At 59.4% G+C, this 23258-nt stretch carries 20 protein-coding genes; 14 read left to right on the top strand and 6 right to left on the bottom strand.

The window, feature by feature from the left end; translation table 11 throughout:
* Position 1: 1 nt before the first annotated feature.
* Entirely contained in the window at positions 2 to 265 is a 264-nt protein-coding gene (locus NP77_RS12095) for a barstar family protein (protein ID WP_008926242.1), read from the top strand.
* On the opposite strand, the gene NP77_RS12090 is transcribed toward NP77_RS12095, so the two are convergent.
* The 4 genes from NP77_RS12090 to NP77_RS12075 form a co-directional block, all read right to left on the bottom strand.
* Positions 262 to 2628, bottom strand: a complete 2367-nt coding sequence (locus NP77_RS12090) for a virulence factor SrfC family protein (protein WP_039660291.1) — start codon at positions 2626 to 2628, stop codon at positions 262 to 264. The two genes, NP77_RS12095 and NP77_RS12090, sit on opposite strands and share 4 nt — an antisense overlap.
* Positions 2625 to 5588 (bottom strand): virulence factor SrfB, encoded by a 2964-nt coding sequence (locus tag NP77_RS12085; RefSeq protein ID WP_039660289.1) that lies wholly within the window; start codon positions 5586 to 5588, stop codon positions 2625 to 2627. Before NP77_RS12085 ends, NP77_RS12090 begins: the two co-directional genes overlap by 4 nt.
* Before the next feature lie 2 nt (positions 5589 to 5590).
* Complete coding sequence (locus NP77_RS12080; protein WP_039660288.1) at positions 5591 to 6976, bottom strand: SrfA family protein; 1386 nt, start codon at positions 6974 to 6976, stop codon at positions 5591 to 5593.
* 171 nt (positions 6977 to 7147) lie between these two features.
* Positions 7148 to 8320, bottom strand: a complete 1173-nt coding sequence (locus tag NP77_RS12075) for a benzoate/H(+) symporter BenE family transporter (RefSeq protein WP_039660287.1) — start codon at positions 8318 to 8320, stop codon at positions 7148 to 7150.
* A gap of 121 nt (positions 8321 to 8441) precedes the next feature.
* On the opposite strand from NP77_RS12075, the gene NP77_RS12070 reads away from it, so the two are divergent.
* From NP77_RS12070 to NP77_RS12060, 3 genes are all read left to right on the top strand, one after another.
* Entirely contained in the window at positions 8442 to 8999 is a 558-nt protein-coding gene (locus NP77_RS12070; RefSeq protein WP_039660285.1) for a helix-turn-helix domain-containing protein, read from the top strand.
* A gap of 66 nt (positions 9000 to 9065) precedes the next feature.
* A complete protein-coding gene (locus tag NP77_RS12065) occupies positions 9066 to 9491 on the top strand; it encodes a MarR family winged helix-turn-helix transcriptional regulator (protein ID WP_003853479.1) in 426 nt (141 codons plus the stop codon).
* Between the two features lie 15 nt (positions 9492 to 9506).
* Entirely contained in the window at positions 9507 to 10067 is a 561-nt protein-coding gene (locus NP77_RS12060) for an isochorismatase family protein (protein ID WP_039660283.1), read from the top strand.
* 44 nt (positions 10068 to 10111) lie between these two features.
* Here NP77_RS12060 and pqqU read toward each other — a convergent pair whose 3' ends face one another.
* The gene (pqqU, locus tag NP77_RS12055; protein WP_197066367.1) at positions 10112 to 12232 is read right to left on the bottom strand and encodes a TonB-dependent receptor PqqU; all 2121 of its coding nucleotides are present in this window, start codon (positions 12230 to 12232) and stop codon (positions 10112 to 10114) included.
* 193 nt (positions 12233 to 12425) lie between these two features.
* Here pqqU and NP77_RS12050 point away from each other — a divergent pair, with 193 nt between their 5' ends.
* Positions 12426 to 13286 carry an NAD(P)-dependent oxidoreductase gene (locus NP77_RS12050; RefSeq protein ID WP_008925147.1) on the top strand — a complete coding sequence of 287 codons (861 nt, stop codon included), beginning with the start codon at positions 12426 to 12428 and terminating at the stop codon, positions 13284 to 13286.
* On the top strand, positions 13283 to 14062 hold the full coding sequence (locus NP77_RS12045) for a helix-turn-helix transcriptional regulator (protein ID WP_008925148.1): 780 nt from the start codon (positions 13283 to 13285) through the stop codon (positions 14060 to 14062). Before NP77_RS12050 ends, NP77_RS12045 begins: the two co-directional genes overlap by 4 nt.
* On the opposite strand, the gene leuA is transcribed toward NP77_RS12045, so the two are convergent.
* Positions 13983 to 15698 carry a 2-isopropylmalate synthase gene (gene leuA / locus NP77_RS12040; protein WP_039660281.1) on the bottom strand — a complete coding sequence of 572 codons (1716 nt, stop codon included), beginning with the start codon at positions 15696 to 15698 and terminating at the stop codon, positions 13983 to 13985. The two genes, NP77_RS12045 and leuA, sit on opposite strands and share 80 nt — an antisense overlap.
* 166 nt (positions 15699 to 15864) lie before the next feature.
* Here leuA and NP77_RS12035 point away from each other — a divergent pair, with 166 nt between their 5' ends.
* The 8 genes from NP77_RS12035 (at position 15865) to NP77_RS12005 (ending at position 23214) form a co-directional block, all read left to right on the top strand.
* Complete coding sequence (locus NP77_RS12035) at positions 15865 to 16881, top strand: dipeptidase (protein ID WP_039660494.1); 1017 nt, start codon at positions 15865 to 15867, stop codon at positions 16879 to 16881.
* A gap of 143 nt (positions 16882 to 17024) precedes the next feature.
* Positions 17025 to 17096: a pyrroloquinoline quinone precursor peptide PqqA gene (pqqA, locus tag NP77_RS22975; RefSeq protein ID WP_072040364.1), complete on the top strand. Its 72-nt coding sequence runs from the start codon at positions 17025 to 17027 to the stop codon at positions 17094 to 17096.
* A 54-nt stretch (positions 17097 to 17150) separates the two neighbouring features.
* Positions 17151 to 18068: a pyrroloquinoline quinone biosynthesis protein PqqB gene (gene pqqB, locus NP77_RS12030; protein WP_039660279.1), complete on the top strand. Its 918-nt coding sequence runs from the start codon at positions 17151 to 17153 to the stop codon at positions 18066 to 18068.
* 3 nt (positions 18069 to 18071) lie between these two features.
* The gene (gene pqqC, locus NP77_RS12025; RefSeq protein ID WP_003853494.1) at positions 18072 to 18827 is read left to right on the top strand and encodes a pyrroloquinoline-quinone synthase PqqC; all 756 of its coding nucleotides are present in this window, start codon (positions 18072 to 18074) and stop codon (positions 18825 to 18827) included.
* 3 nt (positions 18828 to 18830) lie between these two features.
* Positions 18831 to 19109, top strand: a complete 279-nt coding sequence (pqqD, locus tag NP77_RS12020; protein WP_003853497.1) for a pyrroloquinoline quinone biosynthesis peptide chaperone PqqD — start codon at positions 18831 to 18833, stop codon at positions 19107 to 19109.
* Positions 19072 to 20238 (top strand): pyrroloquinoline quinone biosynthesis protein PqqE, encoded by a 1167-nt coding sequence (gene pqqE / locus NP77_RS12015; RefSeq protein ID WP_369700122.1) that lies wholly within the window; start codon positions 19072 to 19074, stop codon positions 20236 to 20238. Before pqqD ends, pqqE begins: the two co-directional genes overlap by 38 nt.
* Entirely contained in the window at positions 20238 to 22514 is a 2277-nt protein-coding gene (gene pqqF / locus NP77_RS12010; RefSeq protein WP_039660275.1) for a pyrroloquinoline quinone biosynthesis protein PqqF, read from the top strand. The genes pqqE and pqqF overlap by 1 nt, the downstream gene beginning before the upstream one ends.
* Positions 22515 to 22629: 115 nt before the next feature.
* Positions 22630 to 23214 (top strand): YceI family protein, encoded by a 585-nt coding sequence (locus NP77_RS12005; protein WP_003853502.1) that lies wholly within the window; start codon positions 22630 to 22632, stop codon positions 23212 to 23214.
* The last annotated feature ends 44 nt before the right edge of the window (positions 23215 to 23258 follow it).

The following is a 23258-nucleotide window of genomic DNA, read 5'->3' as shown; positions in this document are numbered from 1 at the left end:
CATGCTTAATCTGACCTTTGACCTGCGTCAACTCACCACGCGCGCGGCCTTTTATCAGGCGCTTGCTGATCAGAGCGGCTGTCCGCAGACGTTCGGACATAATCTTGATGCGTTATGGGACTGGCTGACGGGTGGGATGGCGCTGCCAGCCACGGTCTGGCTGCAGCACTATGCTGCGCATCAGGCCGATTTAGCGCCAGTGCTGGCGCTGCTGGAAGAGGCGGCGCAGTCGCTGGAGGGCGAACTGCGCCTGATCATTGATTAAGCGCGCAGTGGCCTGAGCAGGGCAACCAGCGCTTCACGGGCTGCCAGTGGCAGATCGCCGCCGCCGGTATAACCATTGTTCTCAATGATGACCTGATTCAGCCCCACCAGCCAGTCGTAGATATAATAGGCAGTATGGTTAGCCGGGGCCGCTGAGAGTTTGGTCAGACGCTGACCGGCACTGAAGCTGACGCTGGGCGCCGGAGGACGTGAGAATATCACCTGACCCCGGTTAACGCGGCTGTCGGGGCGTTCGCTTTCAGGGCGCTGTAAAAAGCCGAGCCAGGCAACAAAATCCCCCAGCACCGTCATCGCCCGCGTCACCTGACGATCGGCGCGTGATTCATGGCTGACGCTCTGCGAATCGGGTTCATGCAGCGCCTGCTGCAGTTTCTGCGCGATATCGGTACGGAAACCGGCCGTAATTAACTCTTCAACCAGCCACTCCATCGTCGCCTTGTCCACGTTGAGCAACGCCAGCAGGCTGCGGTTTTCCGGCAGCTGACGCAGATGATCCAGCCACAGCAGCAGCACCTGACGCGGGAACTGCTGAGCGCTTTGCAGGCTCTGACGCGGCTGAACCGGTGCTTCGGCCGGGCTTTCACTGAACAGGTCAAATTCGAACCCGATGCCGAACTGATTTTCCGGTGCCTGGCTGTTCGCGGGTTTGCTGCCCTGTAATGCTGACTGATTAAGCCAGAGCTGGCGCAGCGCCTCACGCGGCGGCTGCAGGCGTTCCAGCAGTTCGCCATGCAGGCCAGTACGATGCTGCAAACACTTCAGCAGCGTGTCGGCGATGTTCTGTTTGCGTGCCGCCTGTTCCGGACTGGCACCCGCTTCGGTCCAGGGCAGTAAACGCCGCTCAACCACGGTGTGCTGAATCTGCGCCAGCTGAGCCAGCAGCAGGTCGCGGCGGGCTTCCGGCTGCATCTCATCCTGTAACCAGCTTGCCATGCGGTCGACGCCCGCACGATCCAGTGCCAGCATCGATCCCCAGTGCTGACCCGGTTGTCCCATCTGACGCTGCACCGCTTCATCCACATTGACCAGCTGATGACGGGCATCGAACGGGGTAATCGCCCAGATCAGGCGCGGTTTCTCTGCCGATTCCTGAGCGGGCTGCTGACGCTGCCATTCGCGCAGCGTTTCGCTGGCGAGATCCACATCCTGACGGTGACTGGCTGCGGTACAAACCAGCAGCAGGTCAATCGCCTGACGCGCGGCATAAAGACCAGGCAGCAGGGCGCGTTTCTGCGCCAGCAGCTCCGCACGCAGGGGATCCTGCTGTTGCAGACGCTGACGATCTTCCTGGGTGGCCGCATCACCGGACTGACCCGGCGCGGGCAGCTCCAGCATGTCGGCATCATCATAGAGCGCAGTGCGCGGTGTGGAGCTCAGCGGCACCAGCACTTCCAGCGTCAGCAGCGCCAGTAATCCCAGCGGCACGTTTTGCGCCTTGCCGATGCGGTTACCGTTCAGCGGGCAGACTTCGACCAGCTGCTGCTGATCCTGCTCGCTGGCTGGCACAATCAGCTGTTCAGCCGGCAGCAGCGAGGCGTCGGTCAGCAGGCTCAGTGGCGCGATTACGCGGGTGCTGTTACGCAGCTGATGACGAAGATGCAGCAGGCTGCGCAGCATTTCGTTCAGTTCCGGCTGAGCAGGCCACAGCAGTGAAAAGAGCTGCACCCGGTCGTCAACGCTGAGCCACGGCGCCAGCTCAACCGCCTGCGGCCAGAAGTGACGGTCCAGCCGCACATCGTGGTGTGAACGACGACGGCACCAGGACCAGAGCGTGACCAGTGCATCACCGTCAAGACCGGCCAGCGGCGTAGCGAGGCGATGACGCTGCAGGCGCTGCAGTGCGCTGTCAATCTGCGCGGTGTCAGGCGACGTCTCTCCGGCACACGCGACCATCAGCCGCACAATCTCCGCTTCGCTCAGCAGCGTCAGTTCAACCGGCCACTCATTTGAGAGCGGCTCGCGCTGATGGCTGAAACGGGTCGCGGTAGCAAAGTCGAGATTGCCGGGATTGATGTGCTGAAACCAGCTCAGCTGTTTATCGCCCATGCGGGTCACGAGCTGGCCCTGCGCATCGGCCACCATTTCGTTCAGCAGCCAGGCTTTGCCCGCCTGTGACTGACCAAACAGTGCCAGCGTCACCGGACGTGCGACCTGCTGCGCCAGTGCCTGCGCCTGCACGCGCGCCTGACGCAGCTGCAGCGTCAGGGTTTCGGCTTCCAGCGCCAGACGTGGTGACTGCTCGCGGGTAGTTTCAATCCACGTCAGGCTGTTATTCAGGGCGTCCTGCAGCAGGCTAAGGCGTTTTGCCAGCGTTTGCGGCTGACGAGGTTTCAAAGCTTTCATCGTTTACACACGCTCCCGCTGTCAATCCAGTATTGCGCATTGGCATTGCCGGTCGCCGACAGGGTATTCAACTTCAGACTTAACTGCTCCAGCGGCACGCGGGTGCCATCATCCAGGCGCGCATCGCTCAGCACCAGGGTTTCCGGGCCGGAGGCATCGGGGCCGGCTTTTACGGCCAGTTTGATGCGCAGCACGCTCTCACCGGCCACTTTACGCGCCAGCGTGGTGTCGTTCAGCGTCAGGCTATAGAGCGGCGAGGCGGGCCAGCGCTCGTTATCAAGCTGACGGAAGCCGAGACAGACGTTACCACGAATACGAAAACTGCTTTTTTTATCCAGCGCATAGCCAGGATTGTCGAGGTCAATTTCGCTGTAGCACAGGTTCTCATCCGTTAGCGCCTGGTTTTCGTCAAGCATGCCAAGATAGCGAATGGTCGAATAGGGTTCAAAATCGCCTGCGCGGAACCAGAAGCTGCTGAGGCGGAGATCCAGCGCCAGCAGACAGAGCATCGCGCCGACTGCCGCTGTAGATTTCGGGTTGTCGATGCGGCCATGTTTGTTAAACGGATACCAGTCGCTGGTGTGATAGCCTTCCAGCGACAGAATACGGCTGCCCGGCAGCGGCTGCAGATGACGGACCAGCGCCTGAATACCCGGGAAGCGCGACGGGCGACCGGTCAGCAGCAGCACGTCGCACTGATAGAGCGACACCACTTCACACATTGAGCGCAGCGCCGGAATAATTGCCATCCGGTGCTGCATAAATTCGCCATGCAACTGGGCCAGACTGACCACCAGCGGCACCTGCAGCAGGTCAAAACGGCTATTGCCACCCAGTTCACGTTGGATCTCACCGTTAACAAACGCCAGCACCGCGTCGCCCGGAGGCTGATCGACCAGCTCGCCAAACAGCGCGTTGATCTCGGCGTGACTTTCCAGCGGATCCCAGTTTTCGTAACGCTCCAGCACTGCCTGCGCCAGCGGAATAAACAGCTGTAAGGTGACCTGCTGACGCAGTGTCGCCTGACCGTCCATGCGGCTGTCGTGACCAAACAGCTTGTTCATCAGCGGTTCTGCCAGCGTCAGACCTGCTTTCTGAAGATGCTGCTGCAGCGCCGGTAAAATCCACAGCTGAATCACATCCAGCAGGATATCGTCGCCTGCCACTTTAAAGCCTTCGCGGAACAGCAGGCGCGGGGTGATTTTGACATTGTTGCCCTGACCATCGTCCAGACGATACTGGGTGATGGCGAGGTCAGTGGTGCCGCCGCCGATATCAATCGAGGCGATACGCAGGCTTTTTCCTGGCAGTTCGTCGGCCTCACGCGGACGGTCCGGACGCGCCATGCTGCTGAAGAAGTCTTCGGCACGACCGGCAAAGTTGACCTGGGTTTCATTGAACAGCCAGACCATCTGACCACAGGTCGCTTCATCCCACTCCATCTGCACATCCGGCAGCGGTTTCGGGGTCTGACGCGACAGCGAGGGGGTAAATTCATCTTCGTCCGCCAGCCAGCCTTCCGCTTTCCAGACCAGCGCCAGCGCTTCCTGCATCCGGCGGCGGAAAATTTCACGCTCCGGCTTTGGCATCGCCGATGGCAGCGTCAGGATCACATGGCGCAGCTGACGCGGCGCGTGGCTCTGTGGCATGCGCTGACGCTGTGCCGCGCTGTTCATCTGCATCAGCGCCTGAGCCAGCAGCTCACACAGCATAAAGGTCATTAGCGAACTGCGGCTGTAGTGCGGCGAAAAGACCGGCAGACGATCGTCCGGTGCCAGCGTAGAGAGCGGCTGGCCTTCGTCGTTCAGCAATGTGGTAAAGGGTGCGGCGTAGGCCAGCGGTTCAGCCTGATCGCCAGGGGTGTTAAAGCGCCAGCCTGGCTGATAGCGCGCTTCATCCCACAGATAGCGGCGCGGGCTGGAGAGGCCGGTGCTGCCTTCCAGTCCCACACGCTGCAGGGCCAGACGGCTTGCTTCACGTCCAACGCGCGTCAGAGACGGCCACATAAAGGCCTGTTCACGACCGCTTTCCAGCGAGAAATTCGCTTTACCAAAACGGGTTTCGGCAAACTCCAGACGGCTGTCAAACAGCTCGTTATAAACCTGATGCGGCTCGGAGAGATCGCGCAGCTGCAGCTCATAGGTCTGCTTCAGGCCGTTGCTCTCTTCCGGGTGATCTTCCACCAGAACGCCGCAGGTATGGGAGTTGCCGACATCCAGAATGATATCGACATTGACCGCGGGGGTCTGCAATGTAGCGGCCTGAATGTGAATTTCGCTGAGGTCGAGCTGTTCGCCCAGCAGCTCCAGCAGATTGAGGTAGTGCGCCTGATACTCAAACTCGCGCAGTGCCTGATTAATCGCCTGTTCGCGGCGATCGGACACGCGGTCGGTAAAGGATTCGCGCAGCCAGCCGTCAACCCAGGTCAGATCAAGAAATTCGCCCAGCTCGTAGTTGTGCCAGGCGAGCGCAAAGGTCACGCCATTTTGTGCATCAGCAGGGCTCAGGCCGAGCTGCTCGCCACCGTCCTGTTCCGCCACGCAGCGGGTGTCGAAAGCCAGGCTGACGCGATGGGTATTGCCCGCCGCATCAGGAGTGGGCAGGGCAACCAGGCGCATCCGCGCCCAGTTTTCAGGGCCACCAATAAAGCGACGTCCGCTGGCACAGCGCAGCATCGGCAAGGGCAGCCAGCAGGCTGACAGCAGGGTCAGGGAGTCTGCCAGGGCGATATCGGACTCCGGGCGCACCACTTCAGCGGCACCCCCATCTTCCGGATAGAGCAGAAACTTACCGCTGTTGCCATCGACCTTCAGGCGCAGCAGCGGGCCATTGGCGGTCTGGCGCACAAACTGGCGGCGCGCCGGGGTATCGGAGAGTTGCAGGCCAAAATCCAGAAACTGCACACCGCTGTTTTCAATCAGCGTAATTTTTTGTTTGTCATCGATCAGGGGAGCCAGCATCGTTATTTACTCTCACGCTTAATCGTCATCGGGAAAACCCGGTCTTCAGCATACTGCGCTTCACACACAGCGGCGCCTATACTCGCATGGCAGACCAGCAGCGGCATACGGTAGCGCGAATTGTTCTGGCACTTCGCCGTATAGCGGCTCTCAATAACCAGGTTACCCGCGCTGGTCATGGCGGCGCTGACATCGGCTTTACAGGTGGTATTACCCTGAGCGACCTGCACGCTGCCTTTGCCATTTTTAAACTGGAAGCGCATCACAGGCGGCTTACCGGTTGGCGTTTGCATCTGGTCGATAGTGACCCGCCAGCGGCCATCAATCACCTGTACCTGGCCTTCACGCACGGCGTCCGGCGTTACAATCAGATCATCAGCTTTAGCTGGCACCGGCGGCGTTACCATACTGGCAAGGGTAGCAGATGAGGCAGCAGGCGCGGCGTCGGTGGTGCCCGCGTTTGCCGGGACCTGAGGCAGCGACTCGGGTGGTTTCTCGGCCGTTACTGTCTCCGCAGGAGGCGTCGCAGCTGACGGTGTTGCCGCAACTGGTGCCTGACTCGCAACCGGTGTTGGAGTAGATACCGGTGCTGGCGTTGTAATCGTCGCTGTGGCGGGCTTCGTTGTCGCAACCGGTGTAACCACAGGCTCAGGCTTATGCAGCAGCACGGCCACCGTCACGGCAGCGGCAATCGCCACGGGCGGTAACAGATACCAGATGCGGAAAGGGCGGCGAGCCGCTACAGGCGCGGCTGGCTGAGGTTCTGCAGGCACCACAACCGGCAGCGGTTCAGCCGCCGCTTCGGGTTCAGGTTCGGGCTCAGCGATAATGATCGGCTCAGCGACCACGGGCGTGGCAGGCAGCTCAGGCAGCGGTTCAACCAGTGTAGCCGGCAGGTTTTCATCCAGCGTCTCACGCAGGCAGGCCAGTGCATCATCACGACTGCGTGCCTGGGCATCGACAAAGCCCCAGAAGGTGATAACCGGTTTACCATCAACCAGATAGACATACTGCTGGTCGGGGAATTGCAGGGTTTTGCTCAGCAGGGCACCAAACAGGCGCATCGACGGGTTCTCTGCCGCGCGCGCGCGCGTACTGAGTGCCTGCATATCCTGCTGACAGGCGGTAAGCTGCTGCAGTGCGGCGCGACGTTCATGATCGCTGGCGCCCAGCCAGGATTTCACCCGGCCGTTAATAGGGGAATACCAGTCGAGGCGATCGCCCCGATCATTAGCCTGGGGTATCGCCAGGCAATCTGCCAGTGCGCCCTGACGGCGCAGACGCAGGGTTTCACGAATTTGCAGTGCGGAGGCGAAGACCGGCTGGCCATTTTCACCTAACGCCAGAACCGCATCCAGATTACCGCTGCGCAGAATAGTTTTTGCCACCTGTTGGGCCCTTATCGGTCGTTGTCTGAGGCAGAAAATCGCGTGTTATCGACGATTAGGTTGATTTTACGCGGGGCAATGACAAATCAAACGGCAGAAAAGGAGGTAAATCCAGTGTTTTTTTCATCGGCGGGTGGAAAAATAACCGATATTTCAGCGGGTATCACGTCATCAGACGGTTCTGCGCACCAGCACCAGGTGAGCGATGATGCCGCCTGCCAGTCCCCAAAATGCCGGACCAATACCCAGCAGCGAAACACCCGACGCCGTGATCAAAAAAGTCACTAACGCGCTGTCTCGTTCGGCAGGCACATCGAGTGCGCGATGCAGGCTGCCGCCCAGCGTTGCCAGGAGTGCCAGACCCGCCAGCGCCTCGATCAGCACCGCAGGCAGCGCACTGAACAGCACGGCAATGAGCGCACCGGACACGCCCGCCAGCAAATAAAATATGCCGGCCAGCACCGCCGCCCGCCAGCGCTGCTGAGGATTTTCGTCGACCTCATCGCTCATGCAGATCGCCGCCGTAATCGCCGCCACGCAGACCGAAAAGCCTCCAAACGGCGACAGCAGCAGGCCAGCCAATCCGGTCCAGCTCATCAGTGACGAGACCGGCGGTCGGTAGCCGTGCGCCTGTAATGTGGCGATGCCGGGGGCATTCTGCGAGGCCATCGTCACCAGGAAGTAGGGCACGCCCATCCCCAGCAGCGTGGCCAGGGTAAAGTGCGGCATCACCGGCTCCGGCAGAGCCAGCATAATCGACTGCTGCGGAAAGTGGATAGCGTGCTGCGCCAGCGCAATCACAACGCCCACCAGCAGCGTCACCAGAATGGCATAGCGGGTAAGCCAGCGACGCGCCAGCAGCCAGGCCAGGCACATGCTGCCGCACAGCACAAAATTGCTCTGTAAATCGGCAAAGGTCTGAAGTCCGAAGCGCAGCAGAATACCCGCCAGCATCGCCGCTGCCAGTGAAGCGGGAATGTGGTTCATCAGCCGGGCAAACAGACCCGTCACACCCGACACGACAATCAGCAGGTTGGCGAAAACAAAGACGCCAACCGCCTCATTCAGCGAAATGCCGTGGAAACTGGTCGCCAGCAGTGCGGCGCCCGGCGTGGACCAGGCGGCCAGCACCGGCATGCGATAACGCAATGACAGCCCTATTGAGACAATTCCCTGCGCGAGGCCCAGCACTGACAGCCAGCCCCCAATCTGTGCGGGCGAGGCACCTGCCGCCTGAAACATCTGATAGATGATTGCGCCGCTGCTGCTGTAGCCCACCAGCACAGCAACAAAACCCGAGACCAGCATCGGCAGGGTAAAACGGGACGATTCCGCTCTCGTCATGATCAGACTCTCAGTAAGGTTGTGCGTTATAGCGCACATAGTCGCATGATGCGCTATAACGCACAAGTGTTACACTATTACCCTGGTGTCATAGACCCGTGACCGGAATTCAGGAGAGAAAATGGCAGATTTTCAGCAACACCTGAGCGGCGCGCTCAGACAGTTGCGCCAGGCCAATGGCTGGAGCCTGACACTCACGGCGGAGCGAACCGGCGTCAGTAAAGCGATGCTGGGGCAGATTGAGCGAGGTGAATCGAGTCCCACTGTGGCGACACTATGGAAGATCGCCACCGGTTTTAACGTGCCTTTTTCCTTTTTTATCGACGGCAGCGCACTACCTCCCGGCACAGCGACAGGATTCAGTCAGACTAATGCCGAAATGTCCGTGCGCTCGCTGCTGCCTTACGATCCACACCTCCGATTTGATCTGCTGGCAGTGGAGCTGGCAGCGGGCGCGCAGAGTCATTCTTCGCCCCATGAAGCAGGCTGCGTGGAGCAGGTAGTGGTGATTGAAGGTGAACTGCTGCTGGGTGTCGGGGATGTCTGGCGGCGTCTGCTTACCGGTGAAGCCTTTCAGTTCAGGGCCGACGTGCCGCACAGCTACCGGAACCCGCTCAGCACACCGCTGCGCTTCCACAGCCTGATTCACTACCTGCAACGCCCGGACGTTACAAATTGATACCGCAGCAAACTACACAGTTTACCTTCCTATCTTTATACTTTCGCTTATCGATGGAGACGAGTAATGAGCGATCTGACTGAATCTGCTGCCATGCTGCGGATGCTGGTGGGCAAACTGGGCCGCCGGTTACGCGAGTCGGCACCGCCTGGCGAACTCACCTGGTCGCAGGTGGCGGTGTTGGGCCATCTGGTGCGCGACGGGGCAATGACGGTAACGCAACTGGCGGCTGCCGAGGGCGTACGTACTCAGTCAATGGGCACAACTGTCGCTGGGCTGGTGGCGGCAGAACTGGTGACCGGCGAGCCGGATCCCCACGATGGTCGTAAAACCCGCTATCGGCCCACCGAATCAAGCCTCGCGGTGATTAGCTCAAGTCGCGCGATGCGCGATGACTGGCTGGTCCGGACGCTGGATGCGCGGCTTAGCCCGGCAGAACAGCAGCAGCTGACCGACATTCTCCCTCTATTGCAACGACTTACTGACGATTAACCCCGAGGATTCAACATGGCTGTCACCACACTTGATGCAAAAACTGCGCTGATTGTTATCGACCTGCAACATGGCATTGTGGCGCTGCCGCTGGTTCACGAATCGCAGCCAGTGATCGAACGTTGTGCCGATCTGGCCGAAGCGTTTCGCGCACACGATCTGCCGGTCGTGCTGGTTAACGTGGCCGGTGGAGCGCCAGGCCGCAACGAGCAGGGGCGTCACAGCGGCGAATTCCCTGCCGACTGGGCGACGCTGGTTCCGGCGATGACCCCGCAGCAGAATGACCTCACCGTCACCAAAAAAACCTGGGGCGCGTTTCATGCCACGTCACTGCACGATGAGCTGCAACAGCGCGGCATCACTCAGGTGGTGATTTGCGGTATTGCGACCAGCATCGGCGTGGAATCGACCGCGCGTCAGGCGTATGAGCTGGGTTACAACGTCACGTTAGCAACGGATGCGATGACCGATCTGAACATGGATACCCACAACAACAGCGTAAAATTGATCTTCCCGCGTCTGGGTGAAACCGGCAGCTGTGAGGATATTAAGGCGCAGTTGAAAACACGCGGCTGATTAGCGAGTAGATCGGGGCCACCGCCAGGGTGGCCCGGATGCTTTTAGCGGAAGGCGTAACCCAGCGTTAAACCGACACTGTAGTTACGGCCAGGTGCTGACTCGAAGTAGCGACCATTACTCTCATTCACAATCACTGAACCCACATAGTGCCGGTCAAACAGGTTATCGACCCGGCCAAACAGATCCAGCGTCCAGTTCTCAACCAGCCACTTATAGCCACTGTTCACCGCCGCCACGGTGTAAGACGGGGTATTCACGTTGTTCTGATCTTCAGCGGCGATCTGGCTCAGATAGCGAACCTCACTGCCTGCGTAAAATCCCTGTTCCGGCAGATAGCCGAGTCCGGCATAGGCCATGTTGCGGGCGATGCCAGGGATGCGATTGCCGTCACAGCTGTCGCTGCCACAGGCGTTACTGCGGTAGCGAGCATCCAGCAGCGTATAGGCCATCTTCAGCCGCCAGTCCCAGGCGAACTGTTGATCCAGGCTTAACTCCAGACCGCGACGACGGGTCTGACCGGCATTTTTATAGGTCGTGCGGCCGCCGCTGCTGGCATCCGCCACAATCTCATCACGGGTGTCGGTCTGGAACAGCGCCGCGCTGACCAGGCCATTGCCGATGCGTTTTTTGCTGCCGATCTCCAGCGTGTCGCTGGTGGCCGGTTTCAGGCCCAGATTCAGGCCCGTCGCGTCATCTGAACGGTAAGACAGCTCATTAATGGTCGGAGTTTCAAAGCCGCGACCGGCAGAAACATAGGCATTCCAGCCCGGGTCAAAGGCATATTTCAGCGCCGCAGCGGGCAGCCATTTGTGATAGCGCGCCTCACCGCTGTCGTCACCGTTACCAGGCCGGATATAGAAGTCATTGGAGTCAAAGTTCACGGTGCTGAAGCGCACGCCGGCATCCAGCGACAGCTTATCGGTCAGCTGCCAGGCGGTCTGCAGATAAGGATCAAGCGTCCACATCAGATTGCGTTCATTGCGGCGCAGATTGCCCTGTTCACCCAACTGCGTCACGCCGTTGCTGACCGTGAAGTTCTCATAGCCCTTGCGGCGCTCGGTCATGGTTTCGTAGTCGAGGCCGCCGGTCACCGCCACCGGAATCGACAGCAGCGTGTCGCTATGGGTCCAGCGGGTATCGACGCCCTGATAGTGGCGGGTCAGGGCGATGACGCCACCCGGATGAGACGGAGTGCGCTGAATAGCGGCAGGAATTGACTGGAACTGCGTGGTTTCGCGCATCCCGGCATAGAGCATCACGCTGAGGTCGTCGTTTTCACTCATCTGGCGCTGATAACGCAGGCCACCCTGAGTCTGATCCACCGTTTTACGGGTGTTATAGAGCGAAACGTTACTCACCACCTGACGCGGATTGTCACGCCATTGCGCTTCGGTTAAACCGCCAGGATCCTGTGCATCAATGTGAACGCTGTTAAACAGCAGCGTCAGGGTACTGACATCATCGATTCGCACGCCCAGCCGGGCATTGCCGAGGTTCTTTTGGGCAGCACTGTGATCGCGATAGCCGTGAGTGGTGAAGCGGGAGGCGGAGACCGTGTAGTTCACATCCCCGGCGTGGCTGCCGTCACCGGTCGCACCATTGGCTTTGACACTGTTGCGCCAGCTGCCATAACTGCCGTACCAGCTGCTGGCTTCAAGCGTGGTTGGCTGCTGTCCCTGCTGGGTCGTCACGTTGATCACGCCGCCCGAGGCGTTGCCATACAGCGCAGAAAAGGGGCCGCGCAGCACTTCGACATGATCAATTGAGCCGATATCAATATTGGAGGTTTGTGCCTGCCCATCTGGCATGGTGGCCGGAATGCCATCCACGTAGATGCGCAGACCTCGCACGCCGTAGGTTGAACGGGAGCCGAAGCCACGCATCGACAGCTGCAGGTCCTGTGCGTAATTCTGCCTGTTCTGGATCTGCAGACCCGGCACGCTGCTGAGGTTTTCCGACAGATTAACGCGCGGTGCTGCCTGACGCATATCGTCGCCGCTGACCACACTCAGGGCGGCAGGCGTGTCGAGTTCGTTAAGGCCCGTTTCCGGCGGCGCGGCCGTTACGACCAGCGTATTTTGATTATCTGCCGCCAGCAGCGGCAGCGGCAAAATGGCAGGCAACATCAGCAGCGTCGCCTGACGCAGAGAGATTATTTTCATTATCAGAGGCCTAAAAAAGAAGCGTAAATGAATCAGGTGGAACAATCGCCGCGTATGGTAAGGGTTTGATGCGATGGGGTACACCGTTTCGGGCTGGATTTTTTTTCGGTTTACCGCCAGGCTGGAATTCAGCTTTTCCGTGATAAATCATCCGACAGGGTCGGATACAGACAGATAAACCAGGGGAGTCAACATGCAACAACCTGAAGTGGCGGTTCTGGGATTAGGCGCAATGGGGCACGCATTTGCCGCCAACCTGCTGAAAAAAGGCTTTCGCGTACACGGCTGGAACCGTACCCGCGCACGCGGTGAGGATCTGCTGGAGGCCGGTTTACAGCTGGCTGACTCGCCGGAAGAGGCGGTGCGCCAGGCGGATGTGGTGATTGCCATGCTCTCCGATGGCGACACCACCGAGCAGGTGCTGCATCAGGCGAAAGAGGCGTTTAAGCAGGGCGCGACGCTGTGCCAGATGGGTACCATTGGCATCGAGAAAACCGACGCGCTGATCGCCTTTTTCGCAGAAAAACGGCCCGATCTTTTACTGATCGACGCACCGGTCTCCGGCACCAAAGCGCCCGCAGAGAACGCACAGATTCTGGTGCTGGCCAGCGGCGATCAGAGCCGGGCGCAGGCGGCAGAAGCGGTGTTTGCCGCCATCAGTAAAGGGACAAAGTGGCTGGGTGAGGCGGGCAAGAGCAGCCGCATGAAACTGGTCATCAACAGCTGGCTGATCGGCATGATGCAGAGCCTGGCGGAGAGTACCCAACTGGCCGGGCAGTTCGGCTTTTCCACCGACGATCTCTGGCAGGTGCTGGAGGGCGGTCCACTGGCTGCGCCTTATGCGAAAATGAAGCTTGGGATGATCGCCAGCGACGACTATACACCGCAGATGCATCTGATCTGGGCGCTCAAAGATGCCCGCCTGGCGCTGGATGCGGCAGAGACGCCATTACCGGCGCTGGAGAACATCGCGCAGTTCTGGCAGCAGGCGGTAGATGCCGGACACGGCGAAGAGGATCTGGCGGTCATCTACCGCTACCTGAAGGCGCAATGAGTCAGCAGCATTTTGACTTCAGTACGCGCCCGCTGGTGCCGCTGGCGCACGACTACCTGCACGGGGCCAGCGAACCCTGGCATCATCACGCCTGCGCCCAGCTGATCCATACTCTGAGCGGCGTGGTGCGGGTCGAGACAGAGTTTGGCAGCTGGGTTGTGCCGCCGAGTCGCGGCGTCTGGCTCCCGGCTTTTACCCGCCATGCGCTGCAGATTACCGGCAGCGTGGCGGCACGTACCCTGTTTATCGACCCACTGGCGCGCGCCGATCTGCCCGCCAGTTGTCAGGTGGTACAGATCTCGTCGCTGCTGCGTGAGTTAATCGTCACGGCCCTCAGCCTGCCGGAGCACTACAGCGCCGGGAGCCGGGCTGAGCGGGTGATGGAGTTAATTCTGGATGAGATTCGCGGCATGGATGTGCTGCCTTTTGCACTGCCGACACCCAACAGCCCCCGTTTACAGGCGCTGTGCGAGCAGATCAAGCAGACACCCGGTGAAAACTGGACGCTGCTGCGCGCCAGCGCCCACCTTAACGTTTCGGGCCGCACCCTGGCCCGTCATTTCATGCGCGAAACTGGCCTGCAGTTCAGTGACTGGGTGCGGCGCGCCCGTCTGGCCATCGCCCTGACGCGACTGGCGCAGGGCGACTCCGTGCTGCGGGTGGCACTGGAGCTGGGCTATGAAAGCCCCAGTGCGTTTAGTGCGATGTTTCGTCGTCTGCTGGGCGTTGCGCCCACGGACTATTTTCCCCCTCTAGAAACTGGCCTGCCGCGCTGAGCAGCGCCTGCAATGCGGCACGGGCCGTGTCGTTATCAATACTCACTCCCCAGGCCCGCACACCACGGACATCCACGCAGCTGATATAGGCCACCGAGCGGCTGTCACTGCGCCGTCCCAGCGTGTGCTCGTGATAGTCCTCAATGGTCAGATGCAAATCAAACGCGCTGCGCAGGGCATTCACCGCCGCAGAAAGCCAGCCATTGCCGCTGCCGGTCAGTGTCAGTGAGCGGTCCTGAACCACTACGCTGGCGCTGATCTGCGTCTGCCCGCCGCTGTCACTCTGGCTGTCCGCCCGCTGTAACGCCACCATGGGCCGTGTGACACCATACTGATGGCAGAAGAGCTGCCACAGCGCGTAGTGCGTCATCTCGCCACCGTGCCGGTCTGTCTCATGCTGAACACAGCGGCTGAAATCCTGCTGCAGCGAACGTGGCATTTGTAATCCATGATTCTGCTCCAGCAGCCAGGCAGCACCGCTTTTTCCCGACTGGCTGTTCACACGGATCACCGCCTCATAGCTGCAGCCAATGTCGGCTGGATCCAGCGGCAGGTAGGGCATCTGCCACACTTTCTCCTGCCGTTCGGCGCGGATGGCGAAGCCTTTTTTTATTGCATCCTGATGAGAACCCGAGAAGGCAGTATAGACCAGTTCACCCGCATAGGGATGACGGGGATGAACCGGCAACTGGTTGCAGCGTGTCACCACCTCAATCACCTCATGCATCTGGCTGAAATTGAGCTGCGGCGAAATGCCCTGGGTATAGAGATTCAGCGCCAGCGTCACCAGGTCCACATTGCCAGTACGCTCACCGTTACCAAACAGACAGCCCTCGACCCGGTCAGCGCCCGCCAGCAGGGCCAGTTCGGCACAGGCTATGCCGGTGCCGCGATCGTTGTGCGGATGCACGCTGATACAGACGGCGTCACGACGGCTGAAGTGACGGCAGAAAAATTCAATCTGATCGGCATAGACATTGGGTGTGTGCACCTCCACCGTGGCGGGCAGATTAATAATCATCGGCCGCTGCGCGTCAGGCTGCCAGACATCGGCTACCGCCTCGCAAATCTCCAGCACAAACTCCGGCTCGGTAAAGCAGAAGGTCTCAGGCGAATATTCAAAGGTCCAGTCAGTCCCGGGTTGCGCCTCGCATTCCGCGCGGATCTGGCGTGCGCCCGCGGTGGCCAGCTCTACGATTTCCGCTTTGCTCTGTTTAAATACCCGCTCACGAAACAGCGGCGCGGTAGCATTGTAGAGATGTACGATGGCACGCGGAACACCCTGTAATGACGCAAACGTGCGGGTAATCAGATCCTCGCGTGCCTGAGTCAGCACCTGTAACGTCACATCCGCCGGGATGCGTTGCTGCTCAATCAGGTCGCGCACAAAATCGAAATCCGTTTGTGACGCCGAGGGAAAGGCGACCTCAATTTCGCGGAACCCGCAGCGCAGCAGCAGATCCCAGAATGCCATCTTCCGCTCCCGATCCATCGGTTCTGCCAGCGCCTGATTGCCGTCACGCAAATCGGTGGAGAGCCAGCGCGGGGCCTGGGTGAGCTGGCGTGAAGGCCACTGGCGATCGGGCAGAGACACGACCGGAGAGGCACGATATTTATCAGCAGGTTGGGTCAGCATAGTATTCTCCTTGTGTTTTTTACCAGTCTGACGACAAGCCCTGCAAACCGCGCGCGCAACGCTGACAACCTGATGTGCAAAAGTGACAACACCCTCCGTGCGCTCTGGTTTGATGAATCCGCCTGGTGGGGTTAGCATGGTCGCCTGTTTAACTGGGTGGACGCTTATGCTGATTTTTGACGGTCACAACGATCTGTTGCTTAACCTCTGGCTGCATCATCGTGATGCGCCCGCGCAGGCGTTTTATCAGGGTATTGAGCGGGGGCATCTCGACTTTCCGCGCATTCAGCAGGGCGGAATGGGTGGCGGGCTGTTTGCGATCTTTGTGCCGCCGCAGGAATATATCGCCCGCACCGTTCCGGTTCGGGCCGATGAGCCGTATCGCCCGCTGGAGATCATGTGGCAACAGCTTGAGATCCTGCAGCAGCTGGCCGATGCGTCAGGCGGGCGGGCGCGACTCTGCCGCAGCAGTGTAGATATTATTGCCTGTCGCGCCGACGGTGTACTGGCGATGGTGGCTCACATTGAAGGTGCTGATGCGCTGGACGAGGAGGGCGAACAGCTGCACGCCTTCTGGCAGGCGGGGGTGCGCAGCATCGGGCCATTCTGGAATCTGCGCAGTCGCTTTGGTGAAGGCGTCAGCGGCAGTTTTCCCGGCTCGCCCGACACCGGACCGGGCCTGACCGCTGCCGGCGAAAGGTTGATTCAGCAGGCGGGTGAACTGAAGATGATGATCGACGTGTCGCACATGAACATGAAGACGTTCCAGGAAACCGCCCGGCTTTCCACTGCGCCGCTGGTCGCCAGCCACTCCAACGCGCACGCCCTCTGTCCGCAGCCGCGCAATCTGACCGATGACCAGCTGCTGGCGATCCGCGACAGCGGCGGTCTGGTCGGCATTAATTTTGGCAATGCGTTTTTGCGCGCCGACGGTAAACGCGACGCTGACACGCCATTAACAGAAATTGTTAAGCATTGTGATCACCTCCTGAAGATAATGGGCAGCGACCATGTGGCGTTTGGCTCCGATTTCGACGGAATTACCCCGCCAGCAGCGCTGGGCGATGTCAGCGGAATGCCGCGATTGCTCGCTGCTTTTCAGGAAGCAGACTATGATCAGACACTGACTGAGAAACTGGCATGGGGAAACTGGCAGCGGGTTTTACAACTGACCGGGCTGTGATAACAATTTCCTTACGTTCCGGACTTGATCCCGACGCGCCATTGGCGCAACATCTGCCTGGAAATTGTGACGGCCGTCTCATTCATTGCCTGTCACGCTGATTTCAGACAGCTTTTTTACTGTTAACCAAGAGGAAGTAACTCATGTGGAAAAAACCATCTTTCGTTGATATGCGTCTCGGTCTGGAAGTCACTCTGTACATCTCCAACCGTTAATCGTTCTGCCCGCCCTCTGAGCGGGCATTTTTTTTCAACTTCTGGTTTTCCTCTATGTTTATCAAAATCCTCGGTTCAGCCGCGGGTGGCGGATTTCCGCAGTGGAACTGTAACTGCGCCAACTGCCACGGCGTGCGTAATGGCACGATTCAGGCCCAGGCACGCACGCAATCGTCAATTATCCTGAGCGATAACGGCGAAGACTGGGTGCTATGCAACGCTTCACCCGATATCAGCCAGCAGATCCTGCATACGCCAGAACTGACCCGCCAGGGCGTGCTGCGCGGCACGGCGATTGGGGGGATTATCCTCACCGACAGCCAGATCGATCACACCACCGGGCTACTGAGCCTGCGTGAAGGCTGCCCGCATCAGGTGTGGTGTACGCCGGAAGTGCATGCTGACCTCAGCACCGGCTTCCCGATCTTTCCGATGCTCACCCACTGGAATGGCGGCTTACAGCACCGGCCGATTGCGCCACTGACGCCGTTCAGCGTCGATGTCTGCACAGATCTGAAGTTCACGGCGATTCCCATTATCAGCAATGCACCGCCTTACTCGCCCTTCCGCGACAGGCCGCTTGCCGGCCACAACGTGGCGCTGTTTATTGAAAACCGGGCGAATGGCCAGACGCTGCTCTACGCACCCGGTCTGGGCGAGCCCGATGCGGTGATATTGCCGTGGCTGCAAAAAGCGGATTGCCTGCTGATTGATGGCACCGTCTGGCAGGATGATGAGCTGCTGGCTACCGGCGTGGGTCACAACACCGGCAAGGCGATGGGCCATCTGGCGCTGGCGGAAGAGCAGGGACTGATGGCGTTGCTGGCGTCTCTGCCGGCCAGACGCAAAATTCTGATCCACATTAACAACACCAATCCGATCCTTAACGAGCAGTCACCGCAGCGTCAGTTTCTGACGGGGCAGGGAATAGAGGTGAGCTGGGACGGGATGGCGATCCATCTTCAGGGCTAAATCATGCAGATCACTGACACGCTGTCACCACAGGCTTTTGAACAGGCCCTGCGCGACAAAGGCGCTTACTACCATATCCATCACCCGTATCACATTGCGATGCATAACGGTCAGGCCACGCGCGAGCAGATTCAGGGCTGGGTGGCAAACCGCTTCTATTACCAGACCACCATTCCGCTAAAAGATGCGGCGATCATGGCTAACTGTCCCGATCCGGCGACCCGCCGCAAATGGGTTCAGCGCATCCTTGACCACGACGGCAGCAATGGCGAAGAGGGCGGCATTGAGGCCTGGCTGCGGCTGGGCGAGGCGGTCGGTCTGACGCGCGAAGAACTCTTGTCAGAGCAGCATGTGCTGCCGGGCGTGCGTTTTGCGGTGGATGCTTACATTAACTTCGCCCGCCGCGCCAACTGGCAGGAGGCGGCCTGCAGCTCGCTCACCGAACTGTTCGCTCCGCAGATCCACCAGTCACGGCTTGAGAGCTGGCCGCAGCACTATCCGTGGATCAAAGAAGAGGGCTATTTCTACTTCCGCAGCCGCCTGGGTCAGGCGAACCGCGATGTGGAACATGGTCTGGCGCTGGCGCTGGAGTACTTCACTACCGCTGAAACGCAGAACCGGATGCTGGAAATTTTGCAGTTTAAGCTCGATATTTTATGGAGCATGCTGGACGCCATGACCATGGCTTACGAGCTGAAACGTCCGCCTTATCACACCGTCACAGACAAGGCGGCGTGGCACACCACCCGACTGGTATAACAGATGAATGAAAACTCGATTGCCGCGTTTCGTCGCGGCTACCGTATGCAGTGGGAAGCTGCTCAGGATACGCACGTGGTGCTTTATCCTGAAGGCATGGCAAAGCTGAACGAAACCGCCGCCGCCATTCTTGAGCTGGTGGATGGCAAACAGAATATCGCCGCGATTATCGCGACCCTGGATAACCGTTTTCCGGAAGCGGGCGGCGTGGGTCCGGACGTCTTAGAATTCCTGCAGTCAGCCTATGAACAGAAGTGGATACAGTTCCGTGACCCCGCATAAACCTGGTGTGAATCCGCCGCTCTGGCTGCTGGCAGAGCTGACCTATCGCTGTCCGCTGCAGTGTCCCTACTGCTCTAACCCGCTGGATTTCGCCCAGCAGGAGAAGGAGCTGACGACTGAGCAGTGGATCGAAGTCTTTCGTCAGGCGCGCGCGATGGGCAGCGTTCAGCTCGGATTTTCCGGCGGCGAGCCGCTGGTGCGAAAAGATCTGCCTGAGCTGATCAAGGCGGCGCGCGACCTTGGCTTCTATACCAACCTGATCACCTCCGGCATTGGCCTGACCGAGAAGAAGCTGGATGCGTTCAGCGAAGCGGGTCTGGATCATATCCAGATCAGCTTCCAGGCGAGTGACGAAACCCTGAATGCGGCGCTGGCGGGATCGAAAAAAGCGTTTCAGCAGAAGCTGGAGATGGCGAAAGCGGTGAAAGCCCACGGCTATCCGATGGTGCTGAACTTCGTGCTGCATCGTCATAACATCGATCAGATCGATAAAATCATTGACCTCTGTATTGAGCTGGAGGCAGATGACGTTGAACTGGCGACCTGTCAGTTCTACGGCTGGGCGCAGCTTAACCGTGAAGGTCTGCTGCCGACACGTGAGCAGATCGCCCATGCGGAAGCCGTGGTGAAAACCTACCGTGAGCGGATGAGCACCACCGGCAATCTGACCAACCTGCTGTTTGTGACGCCAGACTACTACGAAGAGCGACCCAAGCCCTGCATGGGTGGCTGGGGCGCTATCTTCCTCAGCGTGACGCCAGAGGGCACGGCGCTGCCGTGTCACAGTGCGCGCCAGCTGCCGGTGGAATTTCCCTCTGTACTGACGCAAAGCCTGGACGATATCTGGTATAACTCGTTTGGCTTTAACCGTTATCGCGGTTTCGACTGGATGCCGGAGCCGTGCCGCTCCTGTGATGAGAAAGAGAAAGATTTTGGCGGCTGTCGCTGTCAGGCTTTCATGCTGACCGGCAATGCCGACAACACCGATCCGGTCTGCAGCAAATCGCCGCATCACGGCAAAATCCTTGAAGCCCGGCGTGAGGCGGATTGCAGCGACATTAAAATTGGTCAGCTGCAGTTCCGTAACCGCAGCAACTCGCAACTGATCTACAAAACACGGAACCTCTGATGAAAACGCGCGGCCTGGTGATAAACGGTCTGATGATTGAACTGGTGCATCAGGCAGATGCCAGCCAGGCCGCTGCCCTGATTCAGGTGGGTGCAGGGAGCCACGATGAGCCAGAACGCTGGCCCGGACTGGCGCATCTGCTGGAGCATCTGCTGTTCACCGGCAGCAGCGGCTGGCCTGATGAGGGCCGGCTGATGAGCTGGATTCAGACCCAGGGCGGGAAGGTCAACGCCACCACGCTGGCCCGGCGCAGCGCGTTTTTCTTTGAGGTGACGCCGTCGTTGCTGGCTGACGGGCTGGCCCGACTTCAGGATATGCTCGTCTCTCCGCTGCTGGATAATCAGGCCATCGCGCAGGAAGTGGCGGTGATTGACGCCGAGTATCAGCTGTTGCAGCGCCATGAGCCATCCCGCATCGAAGCGGCACTGCTGCATGCCGCGCAATCACCTGCGGAATTTCAGCGCTTCCATATCGGCAGCCGGGCGAGCTTTGGCGACGAGATGTCTGCGCTGCAACGGGCGCTGCGTCAGTTCCATCAGCGTTACTATTTCGCCAGTAATATGCGGCTCTGGCTACAGGGACCGCAGTCACTGGATGAACTGGAGCAGCTGGCACGTCAGTTTGCCGCCGCGCTGCCTGCTGGTCAGTGGCAACAGGATCTGCCACCGCCGCAGCTGAACAGCCAGACCTGCTGGCGACTGGCGGATAGCGCCTCGCCAGCGTTATGGCGCACCTGGCTGATTGAAAGTAGTGACGGTGTCACTTTGTGGCGTGAATTTTTGCTGGATGAGGCACCCGGATCGCTGCTGGCAACGCTGCGCGAGCAGGGGCTGGCGGAGACGCTGGAGCTGAAGTGGATCTATCAGGCAGGCGGTGCGCTCTGGCTGGCGCTGGGTGTCGAAACTGAGATGCCAGAAACCGTGAATGCGCTAATTGATAGCTACCTGCAGGCACTGAGCCAGATCGGTGAGGCACAGCATCAGCACTATCATGAGCTTAGTCAGCAACGATTTGTGACGTTGTCACTTATGGAGCAACTCCGTCAGCGCGCCGTTGGCTTTGCGCCTGATGAAACGCTGCCTGTACTGCTACTGTTGCTGGAGAGGCTTAACAGCGCGCCGGGCACGCTGCTCTGCTGTACGCCGCAACCGCCATCAGAAAACCTCATCACACAGGGTTACAGTCTGGCACTGACCCACTGGCAGCCAGCACCACCTGACGCGCTGCCCGCGGTGAATTTCACATTCTATCCGCTTGATGCCGCCATTACGCCTGATCCCCTGCCCGAAGAGTCGGTGGCGTTACCGCATTATCAGTCAGATAACCCGAACCCCGTGCTGATTCTGCGACCCGAGTTTTACTCAACGTTTACCGCCGAGGTGGGCGAAGCGCTGGGGCGGCGGTTGCGTCCGCTGTTTGCTGCGCTGCGTCACCAGGGCGGTAACGGCTGCTGGCAGGAAGTAGAGGGCGTATGGCAGCTCACGCTTCAGCTGACGACAGATGAGGCGGTCACTGATCAGGCGCTGAGCCAGATTGTCTGTGCACTGTCGCTGCCGGTTGAGGCAAACCTGCCGTCACCTGTCGAAAGCATCGCAATCCGCGCGCTGCAGCAGCAGCTGCCTTATCAGCTGGCAGCGACCTTTGCGCCGGATTGCTGGCGGGCGGCGCTTAAAGGCGGCAACGCGGCGCTGCATTCGCTGATTGCCCGGCGGCTGAGCGCGCTGTCGCTGCCGGTTAACCCTGACACGCCACCAAAACGTATGACCACACAAACGGGCATGACGCGTCTGCTGCACGCCAGTACGGATAACGCGCTGTTGCTGTTTATTCCACTGCACCGTCCTGAACAGCTTGCGGCATTACGTGCGCTGGCGCTGATCTACGAGCCGCGTTTCTTCCAGCGCTATCGGGTTGAACAACCTATAGGGTATGTCGTTAACAGCCGCTATATGCGCTGTGCCGATGAAGACGGCGTAGTGTTTGCGCTGCAGTCGCCCGATTACAGCGCGCTGTCACTGTTGCGCTACTGCCGCAACTTCCTGCGTTCCCTTAACGAGACGCTGGCAGAGTGTGACCTGGTGGCACTGAAAACGCGTCTGCTGAGCCGGGAAGTGGCGCAGCCACTGGCGCAGTTACGCCGTGAAAATGGTCTGGCAGAACCGGATGCGGCGCAGATAGAGGCGCTGACCCTTACCGATCTGCAACAGCTGCACCGCACACTGATTCAGGATCGCCGCCGCTGGCGCGTGCTGTTTACCGGGGGAGAAAATGTATAGCGCCCGATATAAAGTTGCTGAATTTATTTGAAAATTACGGACAAATCTCTTCACTGTCTATTCCGGGCTAACTGAACCACACTCAGTTCACTTTTGTCCGGATAAGGAATTGACTGTGAAGAACTTCAAACGTATCGCACTGCCCCTGTTAGCCGCTGCTACCCTTTACGCCCCGTTATCTCAGGCTGAGGCGATGCACTACCAGCTGAATCCTGAGCATACGTCTGTCATTGTGGCCTGGAACCATTTTGGCTTCTCAAATCCTACCGCGGATATTCCGGATGCAACCGGTACGCTGGTGTTTGATAAAGATCATCCGGAAGCATCACGCGTTGACGTAACCCTGCCAGTCAGCAAAATCGACAGCCATGTTGCGGCGCTGACCAAAGAGTTCAAAGGCGCTGAGTATTTCGACACGGCCAAATACCCAACTGCGACCTTCCACAGCACCAAAGTGGTTGCAAAGGGCGACAACAAATTTGACGTTGAAGGTAACCTGACCCTGAAAGGGATCACTAAGCCTGTTACGCTGCACGCCACGCTGAACAAGCAGGGCGAGCATCCGATGGTGAAGAAGCAGGCGATTGGTTTTGATGCCACCGGCACCATCAAGCGTTCTGACTTCAGGCTGGACAAATATGTCCCGGCGGTAAGCGACGACGTCACCCTGACGCTGTCTACCGAAGCTTACGCGAAATAAGTGTGTGGGGCGCAGCAGCTCGCTGCGCCCCTGATTCATTTTTC

Origin of the sequence: Pantoea sp. MBLJ3 (assembly GCF_000816655.1) — a bacterium.
In the GTDB taxonomy this organism is placed as follows: domain Bacteria; phylum Pseudomonadota; class Gammaproteobacteria; order Enterobacterales; family Enterobacteriaceae; genus Pantoea; species Pantoea eucalypti.
Note: the sequence above shows the minus strand (reverse complement) of the source record. Positions and strands in the feature narration are given on the sequence as shown.

What these genes read in the sequence shown, in the direction of transcription:
- NP77_RS12095 (WP_008926242.1), top strand. Translation starts at nt 2, where the DNA reads ATGCTTAATCTGACCTTTGACCTGCGTCAACTCACCACGCGCGCGGCC.
- NP77_RS12090 (WP_039660291.1), bottom strand. Translation starts at nt 2,628, where the DNA reads ATGAAAGCTTTGAAACCTCGTCAGCCGCAAACGCTGGCAAAACGCCTT.
- NP77_RS12085 (WP_039660289.1), bottom strand. Translation starts at nt 5,588, where the DNA reads ATGCTGGCTCCCCTGATCGATGACAAACAAAAAATTACGCTGATTGAA.
- NP77_RS12075 (WP_039660287.1), bottom strand. Translation starts at nt 8,320, where the DNA reads ATGACGAGAGCGGAATCGTCCCGTTTTACCCTGCCGATGCTGGTCTCG.
- NP77_RS12070 (WP_039660285.1), top strand. Translation starts at nt 8,442, where the DNA reads ATGGCAGATTTTCAGCAACACCTGAGCGGCGCGCTCAGACAGTTGCGC.
- NP77_RS12065 (WP_003853479.1), top strand. Translation starts at nt 9,066, where the DNA reads ATGAGCGATCTGACTGAATCTGCTGCCATGCTGCGGATGCTGGTGGGC.
- NP77_RS12060 (WP_039660283.1), top strand. Translation starts at nt 9,507, where the DNA reads ATGGCTGTCACCACACTTGATGCAAAAACTGCGCTGATTGTTATCGAC.
- pqqU (WP_197066367.1), bottom strand. Translation starts at nt 12,232, where the DNA reads ATGAAAATAATCTCTCTGCGTCAGGCGACGCTGCTGATGTTGCCTGCC.
- NP77_RS12050 (WP_008925147.1), top strand. Translation starts at nt 12,426, where the DNA reads ATGCAACAACCTGAAGTGGCGGTTCTGGGATTAGGCGCAATGGGGCAC.
- NP77_RS12045 (WP_008925148.1), top strand. Translation starts at nt 13,283, where the DNA reads ATGAGTCAGCAGCATTTTGACTTCAGTACGCGCCCGCTGGTGCCGCTG.
- leuA (WP_039660281.1), bottom strand. Translation starts at nt 15,698, where the DNA reads ATGCTGACCCAACCTGCTGATAAATATCGTGCCTCTCCGGTCGTGTCT.
- NP77_RS12035 (WP_039660494.1), top strand. Translation starts at nt 15,865, where the DNA reads ATGCTGATTTTTGACGGTCACAACGATCTGTTGCTTAACCTCTGGCTG.
- pqqB (WP_039660279.1), top strand. Translation starts at nt 17,151, where the DNA reads ATGTTTATCAAAATCCTCGGTTCAGCCGCGGGTGGCGGATTTCCGCAG.
- pqqC (WP_003853494.1), top strand. Translation starts at nt 18,072, where the DNA reads ATGCAGATCACTGACACGCTGTCACCACAGGCTTTTGAACAGGCCCTG.
- pqqD (WP_003853497.1), top strand. Translation starts at nt 18,831, where the DNA reads ATGAATGAAAACTCGATTGCCGCGTTTCGTCGCGGCTACCGTATGCAG.
- pqqE (WP_369700122.1), top strand. Translation starts at nt 19,072, where the DNA reads ATGAACAGAAGTGGATACAGTTCCGTGACCCCGCATAAACCTGGTGTG.
- pqqF (WP_039660275.1), top strand. Translation starts at nt 20,238, where the DNA reads ATGAAAACGCGCGGCCTGGTGATAAACGGTCTGATGATTGAACTGGTG.